Annotated in this window: 2 protein-coding genes; one reads left to right on the top strand and one right to left on the bottom strand. The window is 37.9% G+C overall.

Features of this window, described 5'->3' with window-relative positions; genetic code table 11:
* The first annotated feature begins 279 nt into the window (after positions 1–279).
* Entirely contained in the window at positions 280–699 is a 420-nt protein-coding gene (locus AC1DVJ_RS31150; protein WP_477596829.1) for a GNAT family N-acetyltransferase, read from the top strand.
* On the opposite strand, the gene AC1DVJ_RS31145 is transcribed toward AC1DVJ_RS31150, so the two are convergent.
* Positions 690–926, bottom strand: a 237-nt coding sequence (locus AC1DVJ_RS31145) for a hypothetical protein (RefSeq protein ID WP_477596827.1), incomplete at its 5' end; no start/stop codon positions are given. The genes AC1DVJ_RS31150 and AC1DVJ_RS31145 overlap by 10 nt on opposite strands.

Raw genomic sequence — 926 nt, 5'->3', positions numbered from 1 at the left:
ATGCGGACTTGCGGAGGCTTTTCGACTGTTAATCTGTTTTTGCGCTTAAATAGACCAAACATGCTCTGGAATCCCCTTCGCAATAATCTGTACTAGTACAAATATATCACATCATAATGAATCAGGTTATTCCACCTGCATGTCAAAAAAAGCTGCAGAAGACTGGCGAGGGGCGTTAAGCTAACGGGCAGGATAATGGAGTTCCATTTTGGAAAACATGACCTAATATTGTGTGCGAGTGATATAGTTAATAAAACAACTTGTTAGGAGTGATATTGCATGGGTGCCATCATACGAAGGATGATTGTTGACGATATTTCTATGTTACAACAGGTTGCAAAAACGACATGGAATAAAACTTACGAAGGAATTATACCATTACATATCCAAGAAGCATTTCTTCAAAAGAACTACTCGGAAACAGCGATGAAAAATAGAATGGATAGGTCAGTTGTATTTGTCGCAGACATTGATGGGGAAGTTAAGGGATTTGCTAATTTCTTTCGTTCCAAACAAAACGTTGAAGAAGCAGAACTTGGAGCAATCTATATCCTTCCAGAAATACAATCGCAAGGAATTGGTAGTCAATTATTAAATGCAGGAATTAAAGAATTAAGCGGAATTAAAAGCTTATTCGTTGTAGTGGAAAAAGAAAATAATATCGGCAAAAAGGGAGCGTCTTTTTTTGTTCAATATTGATTTGTGAGGCCTTGCCCGCAGTATGTAACGTTGTTTACGTGGTCTTTAAGAACCAGAGTTCCGTGATCCATAACGATTTCATACATCTTGGGGTTGCCCGCAATCATTTCACGCATGTAAGTAATCGCTGATACATACATCACCTTATAAATCAGTAATGCAAGCGGAACCGTAGAGATAAAAAGCTGAATCCAGAAAAAATCCGTCAGAAATACAAAGCCAATAAC

Source organism: Paenibacillus sp. P4_A9 (assembly GCF_056402415.1).
The sequence above is the reverse complement of the archived record's forward strand: the minus strand, read 5'-3'. Positions and strand labels throughout refer to the sequence as shown.

What these genes read in the sequence shown, in the direction of transcription:
- AC1DVJ_RS31150 (WP_477596829.1), top strand. Translation starts at nt 280, where the DNA reads ATGGGTGCCATCATACGAAGGATGATTGTTGACGATATTTCTATGTTA.